This is a genomic window from Vibrio cidicii (assembly GCF_009665415.1).
In the GTDB taxonomy this organism is placed as follows: Bacteria; Pseudomonadota; Gammaproteobacteria; order Enterobacterales; family Vibrionaceae; genus Vibrio; species Vibrio cidicii.
In genome coordinates, this window is the sequence record NZ_CP035921.1 from 1,843,542 (window position 1) to 1,858,365 (window position 14,824).

Annotated in this window: 13 protein-coding genes; 1 reads left to right on the top strand and 12 read right to left on the bottom strand. The window is 53.4% G+C overall.

Features of this window, described 5'->3' with window-relative positions:
• The first annotated feature begins 36 nt into the window (after nt 1-36).
• On the top strand, nt 37-1,329 hold the full coding sequence (gene envZ / locus EWA64_RS09435; RefSeq protein ID WP_061893585.1) for a two-component system sensor histidine kinase EnvZ: 1,293 nt from the start codon (nt 37-39) through the stop codon (nt 1,327-1,329).
• Nucleotides 1,330-1,395: 66 nt separating this feature from the next.
• On the opposite strand, the gene EWA64_RS09440 is transcribed toward envZ, so the two are convergent.
• The 12 genes from EWA64_RS09440 to EWA64_RS09495 form a co-directional block, all read right to left on the bottom strand.
• Nucleotides 1,396-2,796, bottom strand: a complete 1,401-nt coding sequence (locus EWA64_RS09440) for a uracil-xanthine permease family protein (protein ID WP_061893586.1) — start codon at nt 2,794-2,796, stop codon at nt 1,396-1,398.
• A gap of 212 nt (nt 2,797-3,008) precedes the next feature.
• Entirely contained in the window at nt 3,009-5,090 is a 2,082-nt protein-coding gene (recG, locus tag EWA64_RS09445; RefSeq protein ID WP_061893587.1) for an ATP-dependent DNA helicase RecG, read from the bottom strand.
• 437 nt (nt 5,091-5,527) lie between these two features.
• Nucleotides 5,528-6,214, bottom strand: coding sequence for a tRNA (guanosine(18)-2'-O)-methyltransferase TrmH (trmH, locus tag EWA64_RS09450; protein WP_061893588.1), 687 nt, complete (start codon nt 6,212-6,214; stop codon nt 5,528-5,530).
• Between the two features lie 79 nt (nt 6,215-6,293).
• The gene (gene spoT / locus EWA64_RS09455) at nt 6,294-8,414 is read right to left on the bottom strand and encodes a bifunctional GTP diphosphokinase/guanosine-3',5'-bis pyrophosphate 3'-pyrophosphohydrolase (protein WP_061893589.1); all 2,121 of its coding nucleotides are present in this window, start codon (nt 8,412-8,414) and stop codon (nt 6,294-6,296) included.
• A gap of 39 nt (nt 8,415-8,453) precedes the next feature.
• Nucleotides 8,454-8,726 (bottom strand): DNA-directed RNA polymerase subunit omega, encoded by a 273-nt coding sequence (gene rpoZ / locus EWA64_RS09460; protein WP_045572386.1) that lies wholly within the window; start codon nt 8,724-8,726, stop codon nt 8,454-8,456.
• 114 nt (nt 8,727-8,840) lie between these two features.
• Nucleotides 8,841-9,464: a guanylate kinase gene (gmk, locus tag EWA64_RS09465; RefSeq protein ID WP_061893590.1), complete on the bottom strand. Its 624-nt coding sequence runs from the start codon at nt 9,462-9,464 to the stop codon at nt 8,841-8,843.
• 294 nt (nt 9,465-9,758) lie between these two features.
• On the bottom strand, nt 9,759-10,973 hold the full coding sequence (locus EWA64_RS09470) for a tetratricopeptide repeat protein (RefSeq protein ID WP_170320323.1): 1,215 nt from the start codon (nt 10,971-10,973) through the stop codon (nt 9,759-9,761).
• 13 nt (nt 10,974-10,986) lie between these two features.
• Complete coding sequence (locus tag EWA64_RS09475; protein ID WP_039422706.1) at nt 10,987-11,619, bottom strand: energy transducer TonB; 633 nt, start codon at nt 11,617-11,619, stop codon at nt 10,987-10,989.
• Between the two features lie 4 nt (nt 11,620-11,623).
• Nucleotides 11,624-12,031 (bottom strand): ExbD/TolR family protein, encoded by a 408-nt coding sequence (locus EWA64_RS09480; protein WP_039422707.1) that lies wholly within the window; start codon nt 12,029-12,031, stop codon nt 11,624-11,626.
• 72 nt (nt 12,032-12,103) lie between these two features.
• The gene (locus tag EWA64_RS09485; RefSeq protein WP_039422709.1) at nt 12,104-12,631 is read right to left on the bottom strand and encodes a MotA/TolQ/ExbB proton channel family protein; all 528 of its coding nucleotides are present in this window, start codon (nt 12,629-12,631) and stop codon (nt 12,104-12,106) included.
• Between the two features lie 9 nt (nt 12,632-12,640).
• Nucleotides 12,641-14,002 (bottom strand): MotA/TolQ/ExbB proton channel family protein, encoded by a 1,362-nt coding sequence (locus EWA64_RS09490; protein ID WP_061893592.1) that lies wholly within the window; start codon nt 14,000-14,002, stop codon nt 12,641-12,643.
• On the bottom strand, nt 14,002-14,769 hold the full coding sequence (locus EWA64_RS09495) for a DUF3450 domain-containing protein (RefSeq protein WP_061893593.1): 768 nt from the start codon (nt 14,767-14,769) through the stop codon (nt 14,002-14,004). The genes EWA64_RS09490 and EWA64_RS09495 overlap by 1 nt, the downstream gene beginning before the upstream one ends.
• Nucleotides 14,770-14,824: the final 55 nt, after the last annotated feature.

Consider the following 14,824-nt stretch of genomic DNA (forward strand, 5'->3'; position numbering starts at 1 on the left):
TGTCGTTTATTGACGTTTCATCTGCCGAGGCTTGTCATGCGAATTCGCAGTTCCTTTACTCAATCGATCCTCATCTTTGTCACTTTGCTGCTGGCCAGCCAAGTTTTCTCCTATTACGCGGTGTTTAACTACGCTTTGTTGCCCAGTTTGCAGCAGTTCAACAAAATTCTCGCTCACGAGCTCAACTTAGTGCTGGATGACAGCGGCGATCTGCACGCCAACGAGCCGCTGCGCCGCCAAGTGCTTGAGCAGCTTGGCGTGACGGTGCACCGAGAAGATAGCGAACAGGCGAAAGAGTTCGACCATGCGATGTCGATTGAGCTGATGAGTGAAGAGATGAGCCAAGAGCTCGGTTCGGCAACCGAAGTGCGTCTCTTGCTGGGCAGTGAAAGTTATATTTTGTGGATGAAAATCGAAGCCATGCCCGGGTCGCTGATCCGCATCCCGCTCTCGGAGCTGCAAGAGGAAGATTTCGCGCCGCTGTTTCGCAACAGCTTGATTGTGGCGCTGCTGATTGTCGCGGGTGGCTGGTTGTTTATTCGTTTGCAAAACCGCCCTTTGATTGCGCTGGAAAAAGCCGCCAAAGAGGTGGGGCGCGGGGAAATTCCGCCGCCACTGCCGGAGAAAGGGGCGACGGAAATTCGCGCGGTGACGCGGGCTTTCAACCAGATGTCTCGTGGTATCCAAGAGTTGGAAGCGGACCGCGCGCTGCTGATGGCGGGCATCAGCCACGATTTGCGCACGCCGCTAACGCGTATTCGACTCGCGACGGAGATGATGTCGCCAGAAGAGAGTTATCTCGCCGAAGGGATCATCAGCGACACCGAAGAGTGCAATGAGATCATCAGCCAGTTTATGGACTACCTAAAACCGGTCAACGCGCAATCTTTCACCCAAGTCGACATCAACACCATCGCTGGTGATGTGGCCAGCGCCGAAGGAGGTTACGAGGTGGCGATTGAAACCGCTTTTCAGCCGACGGTGCGTGATGCGTTTGGCAATCCGATTGCGATTAAGCGTGCGCTCAGCAACTTGGTGGTCAACGCGCTGCGCTACGGCAACGGTTGGGTGAAAGTCAGCACCGGTATGACCGCCGACAACAAGCTGGTGTGGATCTGTGTGGAAGATAACGGCCCGGGGATCGACAAATCTCAAGTGGCGAAGTTGTTTCAACCCTTTACTCGCGGCGATACGGCGCGCGGCAGCGAGGGGACGGGGCTTGGGCTGGCGATTGTTAAGCGCATTGTCAGCCAGCACCACGGCTCGGTGGTGGTCAATAACCGCAGCGAAGGCGGGCTGAAAGTGCAAATCAGTTTCCCGACGCGCTAAGCGAATTAGCTAAGTAACAACAAAACAGGGTTGCCAATGGCAACCCTGTTTTTTACCGTGATTTGGTTACTGCGCTTGGGTCGCGTTTTGTGCTTGCTCGCTCTCTTCGTCGCGTAGTTTTTCTGGTAGCAGCAGATTGAGCACAATCGCAGTGATACCGCCCGCCGCGACGCCTGAGGAGAAAATACTCTTAATGAAGTCCGGCATAAATTGCAGGATTTCCGGTTTCTGCGCGATGCCCAAGCCCATCGAGAACGACAGCGCCATGATAAGGATTGCGCGGCGATCAAGGTCGACGCGAGAGATGATGCGCACCCCAGCCGCGGCAATGGTGCCGAACATCACAATGGTCGCGCCGCCGAGAACCGGTTCAGGGATCAACTGCACAAAGCTGGCTACGCCCGGAAACAACCCCAGCAGCACCAACATGCCGGCAATAAAATAACCCACATAACGGCTGGCTACGCCTGTCAGCAAGATCACGCCGTTGTTTTGGCTAAACGTCGAGTTGGGGAAGCTGTTAAACACCGCCGCCAGCGCCGAGTTAAGGCCATCGGCCAGTACGCCGCCTTTGATGCGCTTCATGTACACTGGGCCTTTGACTGGCTCACCAGAAACTTCCGAGGTGGCGGTGATGTCGCCGATCGCTTCCAGTGCCGTGATAAAGAAAATCAGCACCAGAGGAATGAACAGTGACCAGTCAAAACTCAGGCCAAACTGCATCGGAATGGGCAGGGCAATCAGGTCGGTTTCTGCCTGTTGATGGGTGTTGACCATGCCCATAACGTAGGCCATCAAGTAGCCGACAAACATCGCGATCACGATCGATGCAACGCGGATGTAAGGGTTTTTCGCGCGGTTAAGCAGCACAATCAAACCGAGCACGGTGCCGGCCAGCGCCAGTTTGTCGAGGCTACCAAAAGTGCCATCGCCCAGCGCCGCATAGCCGCCGCCCATCGACACCAAACCGACTTGGATCAGGGTTAAACCAATCAGAGTCACCACAATGCCCGAGACCAATGGCGTGATCACGCGGCGTGCGTATTCCAACACGCGTGATAGTAAAATTTCCGCAAAGGAGGAAACCAAAATGGTGCCAAAAATCGCCGCCATCATGGTTTCCACATTCGCCCCGCCCGCTTTCAAAGAGAGGCCCGCCGCGATGATTGGGCCAAGGAAGTTAAAGCTGGTGCCTTGTACCGAGAGTAAGCCCGAGCCAATCGGACCAAAAGTGCGGATTTGAATAAAAGAGGAGAGGCCAGAGGCAAACAGCGACATGCTGATGATGGTGTTGGTCTGCTCGGCAGAGACGCCAAGAGCCTGACAAATAATCAGCGACGGCGTGATCACCGCAACGAACATCGCCAGTAAATGTTGCAAGGCGGCGAATAGCGTTTGTGGCAGTGGTGGACGGTCATTGAGTTGATAAACTAAATCGTGCTTAGACGTGTTGTGTGGCGTTGTCATCTTGCTTCCTAATTTTATCAAAAGCTTAGCGCTCGCTGAATGGGAGGCTAAGTGGAACTGATCACATGTTCTGTGATTGCTGTTACTCAGAAATCAGTTCGGTTTGGAGGTGTGTGAGATCACAAATTTTGAGCGGCATTATAGGGCGATTATTCTAAAAAGCAATCGTTTGCCTTGGTGGTTGGCAAATACGCAGGCACGCCAAAGCACGATTAGGCTTTGGCGTAAACGTCGCGCTCACCGAGCCAGCGCTCGATGATCGCGGCGGCATTTTGCGGATATTGCTGATGAATAAAGCGGGCGGCGCGTTGCACCTCTGGGATAAGCCGTTGATCGCGCACCAGATCGGCAATTTTAAACTCGGCGAGGCCAGTTTGCTTGGTGCCAAGCAGCTCACCGGGGCCGCGAATTTCCAAGTCGCGCTGGGCAATGACAAAGCCATCGTTGCTTTCGCGCAGCACGGCAAGGCGTTTTTGCGCGGTTTTGGACAGCGGCGCGTGATACAGCAGCACGCAGTGGCTGGCGACCGAGCCTCGACCAACGCGTCCGCGCAGCTGATGCAACTGCGCCAAGCCAAGGCGCTCGGGGTTTTCAATGATCATCAGGCTGGCGTTGGGCACGTCGACGCCAACTTCAATGACCGTGGTGGCGACCAACAGGTGCAGCTCATTGTTTTTAAAAGCGTGCATTACCGCTTGCTTGTCGGCTGGTTTCATCCGGCCATGCACCAAGCCGATTTTCACTTCGGGCAATTTTCGTTGCAGCTCTTCGGCGGTATCGGCCGCTGCTTGCGCTTCGAGCACTTCCGATTCATCAATCAAAGTACAAACCCAATACGCCTGTTTGCCTTCCTGGAGGCAGGCATGGCGAATGCGTTCAACGATGTCGTCGCGCTTGGTGTCAGGAATTGCCACGGTTTGGATCGGTGTGCGTCCGGGCGGCAGCTCATCGATCACCGAGGTTTCCAAATCGGCGTAAGCCGTCATGGCGAGCGTGCGCGGAATCGGGGTCGCGGTCATGATCAACTGGTGCGGATATGCCCCTTGCTTTGCGCCTTTTTCGCGCAGCTCCAAACGCTGGTGGACACCAAAACGGTGCTGCTCGTCGATGATAACTAAGGCAAGATGATGAAACACCACTTGTTCTTGGAATAAAGCATGCGTGCCGACCACCATCTGCGCTTCACCGCTGGCAATGCGCGCCAACTCGCTTTCACGGGCTTTGCCTTTGAGCTTGCCCGCCAACCAGCCAACTTGGATGCCCATAGCGGCAAACCAGTTGGCAAAGTTGATGGCGTGCTGCTCGGCGAGCAGTTCGGTCGGCGCCATCAGCGCGACTTGGTAGCCGTGCTCAATAGCGCGCACGGCGGCGAGCGCGGCGACTAAGGTTTTGCCTGAGCCGACATCGCCTTGCACTAAGCGCATCATTGGGTGGTTTTTCTCTAAGTCCGCCTCAATTTCGCGCACTACCCGCGCTTGTGCCTTAGTCGGTGAAAAAGGCAGTTGCGCTAACAACTGGTTTTTGAGCCTATCGACCGGGGCGAGCGGCAGAGCGACATCTTGTTGCCCTTTACTACGCACCGCCAGCATCGAGAGATTTTGTGCCAGTAGCTCTTCCATAATGAGGCGAATTTGCGCCGGATGTTTCCCTTGATCAAACTGCTCTAAGTCGATCGATGGCGGCGGGCGATGGATGATGTGTAGTGCTTGGCCGAGCGTCAATTGCTGATCGTACAGACCGGGTGGTAGCAGTTCGCTGACTGCGCTTTTGTCGAGCAACGCTAGCGCTTGCTCGGTTAAATTACGTAAGGTGATTTGCCTTAAGCCATCGGTAGTGGGGTAAACGGGCGTGAGGCTCTGTTCTACATCGGGTTTTTGTGCGGGGGCGGAAAATTTGTAATCGGGATGAACAATTTCCAGCCCCATATTGCCGCGCTTTACCTCGCCATAAGCGTGCACTAACTTACCGTCACTAAAGTTGTTTTTCATCGCCGCGGTGAAGTTAAAAAAGCGCAGGGTGATGGTGCCATTTCCATCGCTGATTTTCACCGTGAGCATTTTGCGTTTGCCAAACAGGGTATCGACCTGCATTACTTTGCCTTGTACCGCCGCCCACAGCCCGGCGTGCAGTTTGACGATCGGGTAAATACGGGTGCGATCTTCATAGCGCAGCGGCAGGTGAAACAGCAGATCCTGCACCGTGCGCAAACCGACTTTCTCCAGTTTTTCCGCCACTTTCGCACCCACGCCGCTGAGTGAGGTTAGTGGGATGGCAGATAACAGTTGCGCAGACATAACGGCCTCAAGGCAATGATAAACATAGCGTTATGTTAACCATCTGGCTGTGTTTTTGTACAGGGAAAATATGCTTTAGAAACTAGGAATCTAGGAGTCTAGGAGCCTAGGAGCCTAGGAGTCTAGGAATCTAGGAAACTAGGAAGCTAGGAAACTAGGAAACTAGGAATCTAGGAAACTAGGAATCTAGGAATCTAGGAATCTAGGAATCTAGGAATCTAGGAATCTAGGAATCTAGGAAGCTAGGAATCTAGGAAGCTAGGGAACTAGTAAGCTAGGGAACTAGTAAGCTAGGAAACTAGGAATCTAGGAATCTAGGAATCTAGGAAACTAGGGAACTAGTAAGCTAGGAAACTAGGAATCTAGGAATCTAGGAAACTAGGAAACTAGGTAACTAGAAAACTAGGGAGCTAGGAATCTAGAAAACTAGAAAACGCCTACTTTCTTTGCATCTCGGCCCACCACTGCTCATCGGCGACGATTTGGCCTGTATCATCAAGTGCTGGATAAGCGAGCCCTTTGCGTTTGGCGACTTTCGCCAGCACCGGATGGCCGCGTTCAAACAGGATGCGGTTGATCGTCTGTGCATCGATGCTGCTGGTCTCGCGCTGATACATTCCAGCGGCTTCGCGTTGGCGCTGCACTTCATACAGGATGACTGCGCACGCCACCGACACGTTGAGCGATTGCACCATACCAACCATCGGGATGATGATGTCTTGATCGGCGAGTGCTTTGGCTTGCTCGGACACGCCGATTTTTTCGCTGCCAAGAATAATCGCGGTTGGTTTGGTGTAGTCGATTTGGCGAAAATCCACTGCTGTTTCGGAAAGATTAGTCACCAGCACCTGCATGCCTTGCGCTTTCAGTTCGCCAACGGCGTCGGCGATGGAGTCGTGGGTATCGACTTCGATCCAGTTGCGCGCGCCTGCCGAGGTATTTTTCAGCGTTTTCATCTGTTCGGTTGGCCACACCGCGTGCACTTTGTGCAGGCCAGTGGCATCGGCCGAGCGGATAATCGCCGAGACGTTATTGGGTTTGTGTACTTCTTCAAGGCAGAGGGTGAGGTCGGTTTGGCGCGCTTTGAGCACCTGCTGGATTTTTTGGTAGCGTTCTAAATTCATGCGATAGACGATGGTTGGATTAAATAAAAAGCCCTTGAAACCGGGATTTCAAGGGCTATGAGTTGAGCCGCTTTGTCGATCAGTTCTTTCTTCGACGCACTCGCGAACATGAAGGCATCACGCGGATTTTCTTCATAATTCCAGCTAAGTGGACGCGATCTTTGGTGGTCAGCAATACGGTCACGGTGTACAAACGGCCATCGCGCTCTTCGGTCGAGAGGCCATGAATGTTGGAACCGGTTTTCGAGATCACATTGGTCAGCTCGGCCAACGCGCCTTGGTGGTTTTGCATGTCCACTTTCAGCTCGGCGATGAACTCTTGATCGTAATCCTCGGACCAAGCGACCGCCATGTACTTATCCGGCTCGCGTTGATAGCCGCGTACGTTTGGACACGTCTCGCGGTGCACCACCAAACCACGCCCCGGTGAGACATGGGCGATGATCGAATCGTCCGGGATCGGGTGACAACAGTTGGCGAAGGTCAGCAATAACCCTTCCGACCCACGGATCGGTAGCTTTTTCTTCGGCTTGCCTTCCGGCGTCGCGACTTCGGTCAGCTCTTCGGCATCCCCCAGTAGGCGGCGGGCAATCACGATGCTCATGCGCTCGCCAAGGCCAATCGCGGCCAGCAAGTCGTCGAGAGAGGCGATTTTCAGATCGCTCAACACGTGCTCCATATTTTCCGGGCTGATGTCACTGAGTGAGTGCTCACCCAAAGCGTGATTGAGCAAGCGGCGACCTAAGGTGATCGACTCTTCACGGCGCATGGTTTTCAGCACTTGGCGAATCTTAGTGCGAGCACGGGAAGTCACCACATAGTTGAGCCAAGCGGCGTTGGGTCTTGCCCCTGGCGCACTGATGATCTCGATCGTCTGGCCGTTTTTCAGTGCTTTGCTCAGCGGGTACGGATTGCGATCGACGCGTGCGCCAACGCAGGTGTTGCCGACATCGGTGTGCACGGCATAGGCGAAGTCCACCGCGGTAGCGCCTACTGGCAGTTCGACGATGCGACCTTTCGGCGTAAAGACGTAAATCTCATCCGGGAAAAGATCCGATTTGACGTTTTCGATAAATTCGAAGGAGTTGCCCGCGCTTTGCTGCAGCTCAAGTAGGCTTTGCATCCAGCGCTGCGCTTTGACTTGTGCGGTGGTGCCAGTGCGATCGCCGTTGCCTTTGTAAGACCAATGCGCCGCGACCCCTTTATCCGCCATTTGATCCATGTCTTCGGTGCGGATTTGCACTTCGACGGGCACACCGTGCGGACCGACCATGGAGGTGTGTAGCGACTGATAGCCGTTGGCTTTGGGAACGGCGATGTAATCTTTCATCCGTCCCGGGCGGGGCTTGTACAGGCTATGCACTTGGCCGAGCACGCGGTAACAGGTGTCGGCGGTGTCGACCACCACGCGAAACGCGTAGATGTCCATGATGGTGTGAAAGCGCTGCTCTTTGGTTTTCATCTTGTTGTAGATGGAGAACAGATTCTTCTCACGACCAAGCACACGCGCATTGAGCCCGACATCTTGCAGGCGGCCTTCAATCTCGCTATGAATGCGTTGGATCATCTCTTTACGGTTGCCACGAGCCGATTTCACCACTTCTTTCAAGACGCGATAGCGGTTCGGGTACAAGGCTTCAAAACCCAGCTCTTCCAGCTCGGTTTTAATGTTGTGAATACCCAATCGGTGGGCCAGCGGGGCGTAGATTTCCAGTGTTTCCCGAGCAATACGACGTTTTTTGTCTGGGCGCAGAGCGCCAAGTGTGCGCATATTGTGGGTGCGGTCAGCCAGTTTGATCAGAATGACGCGGATATCCTGCACCATGGCCAGGACCATTTTGCGAAAGTTCTCGGCTTGAGCCTCTTTGCGATCACGAAATTTAAGCTTATCCAGCTTAGAAACCCCATCCACCAGCTCGGCCACGGCTTGGCCAAATTTGGCTTCAAGATCTTCTTTGCTGACATCGCAATCTTCGATCACATCGTGCAGCAGCGCCGCTTGCAATGTTTCGAGATCCAGACGCATTTCGGCCAAAATTCGCGCCACAGCGACGGGGTGGATGATATAAGGTTCACCGCTAGAGCGGGTTTGCCCTTCATGGGCATCTCTCGCTACCACATAAGATTGACGCAGAGCCTCGATTTGAGGCTCTGTAAGGTATTCTTGGGCAACGTCTTTGAGGCTATCGAATAGATACAAATTATGGGCCCGGAAGGTTGTGTGTTGCTAAACGCGGAATTAACGGTTGTGAGCGATGCTGCTAACTGCCGCCAATTCTGCTGCTTCTTGTTCTTGCTGTTCTTGACGCTCGCGGGCATCGAGAACTTCTTTTGTGATAAGACCTTCTTCGATTTCGCGCAGGGCGATAACGGTGGTTTTATCATTCTCTTCCGGCACCAGTGAATCTTTACCGCCAGTTTGTATTTGACGAGCGCGGCGAGCCGCAATCAGAACTAGGTCGAAACGGTTGCCAACTTTTTCAACAGCGTCTTGAACAGTTACGCGTGCCATGAGAACTCCAGATTAGTTAACTAAATTTTGAATGACGAGAAAGTATACAAGCTCTCCGTTCCTAGTGTCCAGTTTCTACCCGTGTGGGCGCTCCTGAACACTAAGGTCGGGGGCTTATTCCGCTAAAAGCGCTTCAAGCATACCGCTATATTTAGCAGCTTGTTTGTCTTGCTTCAATCTTTCTGCCCGGAGGATGGCTTTAAAATCCACCAAAGCAGTATCGAAATCATCGTTGACGATCAAATAGTCGTATTCGTTGTAGTGGGAAATTTCCGATTTCGCCTCAGCCATGCGTTTGGCGATCACCGCTTCGCTGTCTTGGCCGCGCGTATTTAAGCGTCTTTCCAGCTCACCGTTAGAGGGCGGCAGAATAAAGATGCTTTTCGCCGCTGGCATTTGGGTGCGAATTTGTCGTGCGCCTTGCCAGTCGATGTCGAGGAAAACGTCGATGCCTTTGTCGAGTGTGCGTTCGATCCAAACGCGAGAGGTACCATAGTAGTTACCAAACACTTCGGCGTATTCCAGAAATTCCCCTTGTTCGATCAGCGCTTCAAAGTGCTCTTTTTCCACAAAATGGTAGTGCACGCCATCCTGCTCGCCCGGGCGCATGCCACGCGTAGTGTGCGAGACCGAGACTTTCATCGCGTAGGTTGGGTTCTTTTCCAACATCGCGGAGATTAAGCTTGATTTACCTGCGCCGCTTGGGGCGGAAACGATATAAAGAGTACCTTTACCCATCTGTTTTGGTCCACATTTGGTTGGATTGAAAGCTGATCGGGAAAATCGGCTATTAATAAAGATAGCACCAGCCTAGCAATGTGACCGATTGGTTACTTTTAGGCCAGAAAAATGGAGGCGAAGAGTATCACGATCCGCTATCGGTTGCCAGTTGATATTGGTGCGCCTGATTGTGCACGAAAAGCGCTCCGCCGGGAGAAAAAAGGGGAAGACAAGCTTCCCCAGACGTGCGACTGACTCACACTAAACCTCAATACTCGGCCTTCGCCGCAAGGCTTGGGCCGGGCATTCAAGTTATCCTTGGCTGGCCAAATAAGTGATCCAAGGGCTAACCACTTGGCGCATCTTTTCTGACTCGGCGGCACTTTTCATTGAGCGCAGCGCATTAAGCGCGTCGTTCATTTCGAAGTAGGCCATGCCGCGCACATAATCGAGTTCCGCTTTCTGCTCCGCTTTGGCATCGGCGGCAGGTTGCTGAGTAAACTCGGTAATGCTGGCGTACTGTTTGTTTTGCAACATCAGGCGCGCAATGCGGATCTGGCTGCTGGCCGTTGGCGCGAGCGCATACGCCTCTTGATACGCGCTGATCGCTTTCTCCAGCTCTTTCGCTTGTTGCCAGAAGCTGGCTAGGCGATCGAGGTTTTCCTGATTGCGGGTGATGTTGCCTTTCTCAATCTCGCTTTGCAGCACTTTGGCGGCGCGATAAGGGATGTTTTGATAGGCGAGAAAGTTCACCAAGCGCAGGTACTCTTTCTCTTCTTCAAACAAGCCTTGTTTGTAGGCCATTTCCAACGCGGCCAACGCATTGCGATCTTGATTCAACTCTTGGTAGGTGCCGGAGAGTTGCATCCAGTAACGCTTTTTCTGCGGATAGAGGGTGGTTAAGGTTTTGAGCACCGCCGCGACCTCGTTCAGTTGCCCCAGCTCGTGATACGAGGCCATCAGCAGCATGTACCAAGTCTCGCTCGGGTTTTTGCTCATGCTGATCGCTTGTTTGAGCGGTGCGATGGCGTTTTTGTAGTCGTCCATCTGCACATAGGCACTGGCTAAGGTGATGTAAGCGTGTGCTTGCGGTTTTTCTTCGCTGGTTTTACCGATCTCAAACCATGTTTTCATTGTCTCGACCGATTGCGCGTACTTATCCTCGGCTAAATACAACTGGGCTAAGCTGTAGCGCACTTGCTGCGCCACGGGCACGGGCAAGGCATCAAGCTTAAGCGACTCAGCAAAATATTTCGCCGCGTTGCTGTAATCACTTTGCAGTGAGTACAAAAAGCCGGTTTGTTGCAATAGTACCGCGCGGTCGTACTGCTTGGTGGTGCCCTCTAGCGTGTCGGTGAGCTTTTCCAATGCCGCTGGGTATTTTTCAGTGGCGATCAGCTCCTGCACTTTATTGACAATGCGGAAGGTGCGGTCGGTCAGCTGCGGCGCTTCTTTTGCCTGAGCGGGTGCAAGCGCTGCACCCGCCACTAAGGTCACAGAAGCCAGCACACTGGTGAAGGATTTCATCATGGTGGACTCCTTAGTTGATTGAGAACTCGATCTCTTGCGCCATGCGCGAGCTAACGGCTTTGCCATCGACCATTTTCGGCGTGAAGGTCCATTTAGCGACGGTTTTACGTGCCTCTTTGCCTAAATCGAGACGGCGTGGATCTTCTTCGAGGATCTTGATGTCTTCCACTGCGCCATGTTCGTTGACGGTGAATTCCAGCAATACCTTGCCTTTTTCCAAGCCCGCTTTGGCGGCTTTACGCGGCATTTGCGGTTGGAAGGTCGCTCTAGGTACTGGGCCGCTGTTGCCCGCGATTTGCGAACCGCCTCCTTGTGAATAGTGGCCGAGAATCGAACCGCCAGTGACGTTCACTGGAAGGTCAAGTTTGGGCATATCCATCGGGATCTGTTCCATCACCGGCTTGACTGTCGACGTCACCTTCATTTCTGGCGGTGGCGGCGGGCGTTTTGGTGGTGGCGGTTTCGGCAGTTCGCGCTTTTTCTCCTGTACTTTTTCTTCGGGTTTGACGCGAATGAAATCGACCATGCGCAGATCGTCATTCGACGCCAGCTCGTGGCGCTCTTTATTTACCAGCTTGTCCATCCCCCAGAAGAGTCCGAGGGAGACAACGAGCGCCAGTGCAATGGAGGCCAGATAACGCATAGGCTTAATCCTTGTTGGTCGCAGCAATCGAGATGTTTGCCACACCGGCCATTCTTATCTGGTCCATCACTTTCACCACCACGCCAGCGTTGGCTTCTTCATCCGCTTGGATGACTACCGCGCCATCTGGGCTTTCGGCACGCAGACGTTCAACGTTGGCGCGCACCGCATCGACTTCAACGCGACGTTTGTCAATCCAGACATCGCCCGCCGCGCCGACCGCGACCATGATGTTGCCTTTTTTGACTGTTTGCGCTGAGTTGGCGCTGGGACGATTCACATCAATCCCCGCCTCTTTAACAAAGGATGTCGTAACAATAAAGAAGATCAACATGATGAAAACGATGTCGAGCATCGGCGTCATATCGATCGCCATTTCATCGCTGTTGTCGTTGCTATAGCGTCTTTTCATGACCTATACCTCTAATTCCGTTTATGAGCACAGGTGCCATCGCGCGTTGCTCGCGGCCATGGCGACCCTGCACTAGGCAATATGTTTGAGCTTATCTTCCAACTTTTGCGTGGTGACTTTGGCTAAGTGATCCAGACGCGTACTGAAAAACAGTCCGGATAACGACGCCACCATGCCCGCAAGGGTTGGAATGGTTGCCTTTGAGATCCCCGATGCCATAGCACGAGGGCTTCCTGTACCGACGATGGCCAAAATGTCGAAAACCTGAATCATGCCCACCACAGTGCCAAGCAGGCCAAGTAGTGGACAGAGGGCGATCAGCACTTTGATGATCGGCAGCCCTTTTTTGTTTTCGATGTCCTGTTTGGAGACAATCTCCTGACGGATCATTTTGGCGTTCCAGCTTTTGTGGTCTTCGCGTCCTGACCAGATAGCGACGGCTTTTTTCATCGCCCGTGGAGCCACGGCAACAAAATAAAACCAACGCTCAAGCAGCACGACCCACAGCATGAAACTGAGGACAAAGATAGCGACCAATACATCGCCACCCATGCCTAAAAATCGTCTGATGGAGTCTAACTCTTCAATTAACCACCACATGGCGCCTCCTTAGCGCTGTGCCGCGTGCAGTCTTTCCTGATAGCGTGCGATGAAGCCAGCGCTTTGCTCTTCCAGCATCTGTACCAGACGACGCCCTTTGCTGTGTACCAAGGTGTAGAGGAACAGCAGTGGAATGGCGACAACCAGACCAAGCATGGTGGTGACCAGCGCTTCGGAAATGCCGCCTGCCATCAGTTTTGGATCGCCAGTACCAAACAGTGTGATGGCTTGGAAAGTGCCGATCATGCCCATGACGGTACCCAGTAGGCCAAGCAGCGGCGCGACGGAAGCGAACAGCTTGATGGAGCCGATAAAGCGTTCGATTCGTGGTGCGTTGCGCAATATGATTTCGTCTAGCTTGGCTTCCAGATCCTCGAGGTTATCCCCTTGGTGTTCTTGGTATGCTTGGATCACTTCACCGAGCGGGTTGCCCGGGATCACCGCATCCGATTTCGCTTGGCGACGCATTTTGCCACCCAATACCAACAGGCGCAGGTAAGAGAAGAGGGCGATGAGAGCGCCAATCAAGCCCATGCCGAGAATCACGTAACCGACGATGCCGCCTTGATCAATGCGCTCTTGCACGGTTGGGCTTTGTACCAAAAGTGAAAGGATCACGCCGCGTGATGGGTCAATAAACAGTGGCTCGTAGCTGGTTGAGGCTTGCTCAAAACCAGCTACCAAACCGGTGATGTTGGCACCAGGCTGACGAGAGAGCTCTTCGAATTTGCCGGTTTGCGGCACGTAGGTAACGTATTTTCCATCGGCAATCGCGTTAAACTCGCCGACCAAAGTAACATCACGCACTGCTTCGTTACCTTCGCCATACACCACGGTTGCCGGGGTGGTTGAGGTTTCACCGGATATGATGATCTGTTGCAGCATAGTGTGCCAGAAGGCTTCGAGCTCCTCGGTGGAAGGTAACTCTTTACTTTCAGCCAGCTTGGTCAGCAAAGCGTCGCGCGCAGGAAACTGCACCGCGTTTTGCGAGGCATTAAACAGCCCCTTGAATTCACCCGCGTATTGGCGCACCACGCCAAACATTTCACCCAGTGTGCCTGAGCGCTGACGCAGCGTTTCGCTCAGTTCAGTGAGTTTTTTGTCGTTGTTGTCAAAAGTGACTTTGAGCTGTTCGCCCAGCGCCGTTTCGGCTTTGAGCTGCGCTTTAGCTTGCTTGAGCAACTCGGCTTGTTGGTTGCGATCGGCAAGAAAAGCTTGCTCGCGCGCTTTGTTCTCTTTCGATTCAACGATGCTTTCCGATTTCACCTCTTTGAGCAGATCGTTGAGTGATTTGGCGCTGTCAGCGTGCGCAGCTCCTGCCATGAGTAGGCTTGCCAGTAGGGCCGCGGCGACGGTTTTGAATCCTTTCATTATTTATTCTCCCCAGCGTAGACAGGCAGTTTGATCAGTGACGGTGGCGCCTGTTTCTTAGCAATACGGATCCCTTGCTGAACCGCAAGGCGGTAGCTTTCCGGCAGTTGTTCCCATTGGCGGGTCTGTTGGTTCCACATGCCAGTTTCAATGCCGTCTGGAGATTGGAACAAAAGCGCAGTGCGGCCGATGCGTAGGAAGTCGTAAGTCACCACTTCGCCGCCGCGATCAAGGCTGGCTTTGTAAGATTCAATTGAGCGCGAGAAGCCCTCTTCTATTTGGTAGGCTTCCATCACTTTACGGAATTTTTCCGAGGTGGTGACGTCGGCGCGGTCCATTAAATCGCGCAATTCATTGATGCGCTTGCGACGCTCTTTGCTTTGGAAAGGCAGATCAAGCGTAACGAAATCGTCCAGTGCGTCGATCATCTTGAGTGTCAGAGGCACCACTTCCATCGCGGTCTGATCTATCTGGGCGATCTGTCGATTGAGTGAGTCCAGTTCGCTCTGTTGCGACTGAACCATACGGTTGATCTGCTCGTTGTAGACTTTCATGCTGTCGACTTGGCGCATGATGGCTTTGTACTCTGCCAGCATCGCTTCGGTGTTGTCAGCGTAGCCGTCGATTTTTTGTTGTGAGGCTTGTGCGGCTTTGTTGCTACCCGCTTGGGTGGAAATTACGCTGCCTGAGTCAGCGGCCAACGCGCTGCCACTTATGGTCAGCATCGCGGCGGTGAGTGCACTTACGCCAAATTCCTTTAACGTCATGGTTGCATCCTTTCGTGTTTTGTCAGTCGAAAAGGGCGCGGGAAACTCCCGCGCC

Bases quoted from the DNA above. Each gene is read 5' to 3' on its own strand.
- envZ (WP_061893585.1), top strand. From the start codon at position 37: ATGCGAATTCGCAGTTCCTTTACTCAATCGATCCTCATCTTTGTCACT.
- EWA64_RS09440 (WP_061893586.1), bottom strand. From the start codon at position 2,796: ATGACAACGCCACACAACACGTCTAAGCACGATTTAGTTTATCAACTC.
- recG (WP_061893587.1), bottom strand. From the start codon at position 5,090: ATGTCTGCGCAACTGTTATCTGCCATCCCACTAACCTCACTCAGCGGC.
- trmH (WP_061893588.1), bottom strand. From the start codon at position 6,214: ATGAATTTAGAACGCTACCAAAAAATCCAGCAGGTGCTCAAAGCGCGC.
- rpoZ (WP_045572386.1), bottom strand. From the start codon at position 8,726: ATGGCACGCGTAACTGTTCAAGACGCTGTTGAAAAAGTTGGCAACCGT.
- gmk (WP_061893590.1), bottom strand. From the start codon at position 9,464: ATGGGTAAAGGTACTCTTTATATCGTTTCCGCCCCAAGCGGCGCAGGT.
- EWA64_RS09470 (WP_170320323.1), bottom strand. From the start codon at position 10,973: ATGAAATCCTTCACCAGTGTGCTGGCTTCTGTGACCTTAGTGGCGGGT.
- EWA64_RS09475 (WP_039422706.1), bottom strand. From the start codon at position 11,619: ATGCGTTATCTGGCCTCCATTGCACTGGCGCTCGTTGTCTCCCTCGGA.
- EWA64_RS09480 (WP_039422707.1), bottom strand. From the start codon at position 12,031: ATGAAAAGACGCTATAGCAACGACAACAGCGATGAAATGGCGATCGAT.
- EWA64_RS09485 (WP_039422709.1), bottom strand. From the start codon at position 12,631: ATGTGGTGGTTAATTGAAGAGTTAGACTCCATCAGACGATTTTTAGGC.
- EWA64_RS09490 (WP_061893592.1), bottom strand. From the start codon at position 14,002: ATGAAAGGATTCAAAACCGTCGCCGCGGCCCTACTGGCAAGCCTACTC.
- EWA64_RS09495 (WP_061893593.1), bottom strand. From the start codon at position 14,769: ATGACGTTAAAGGAATTTGGCGTAAGTGCACTCACCGCCGCGATGCTG.